This window comes from Cupriavidus sp. SK-4 (genome assembly GCF_000611125.1).
GTDB lineage: Bacteria > Pseudomonadota > Gammaproteobacteria > Burkholderiales > Burkholderiaceae > Cupriavidus > Cupriavidus necator.
In genome coordinates, this window is record NZ_JFJW01000197.1 from 1 (window position 1) to 675 (window position 675).

General features: G+C 64.1%; 1 protein-coding gene. It reads right to left on the reverse strand.

What is annotated here, in order from left to right:
* Positions 1–675 (reverse strand): bifunctional UDP-4-keto-pentose/UDP-xylose synthase (locus CF68_RS34400; protein WP_035827912.1); only part of this gene is annotated, 675 nt, incomplete at both ends.

Below are 675 nucleotides of genomic sequence, written 5' to 3' on the forward strand. Positions count from 1 at the left end.
GTTGGGATTCTCGATGATGCGCATCAGCGCGTCGATGCCGTCGGCGATATCGGCAAAGGCACGCTGCTGGGCGCCGCCGTCGACCAGCTTGATCGGCTCGCCGCGCACGATATGGCCGAGGAACTGCGTCACCACGCGTGACGAGCCTTCCTTCGATTCGAAGATCGAATCCAGCCCCGCGCCGATCCAGTTGAACGGACGGAACAGGGTGTAGTTCAGGCCTTGCTCCATGCCGTAGGCGTGGATCACGCGGTCCATCAGCTGCTTGGAGCAGGCATAGATCCAGCGCGGCTTGTTGATCGGGCCGTAGACCAGCGGCGAGGCCTCGGGGTCGAACTCTTCGTCGCTGCACATGCCGTAGACCTCGGAGGTCGACGGGAACACCAGGTGCTTGCCGTACTTGACCGCGGCGCGCACGATCGGAAGGTTGGCCTCGAAGTCCAGCTCGAACACGCGCAGCGGCTGGCGCACGTAGGTGGCCGGGGTGGCGATGGCCACCAGCGGCAGCACCACGTCGCACTTGCGGATGTTGTACTCGATCCACTCCTTGTTGATGGTGATGTCACCCTCGAAGAAGTGCATGCGCGGGTGGTCGACGAGGTCGCCGAGGCGGTCCGACGACATGTCCATGCCGTAGACCTCCCACGGCGTGGTTTCCAGGATGCGGCGCGTCAG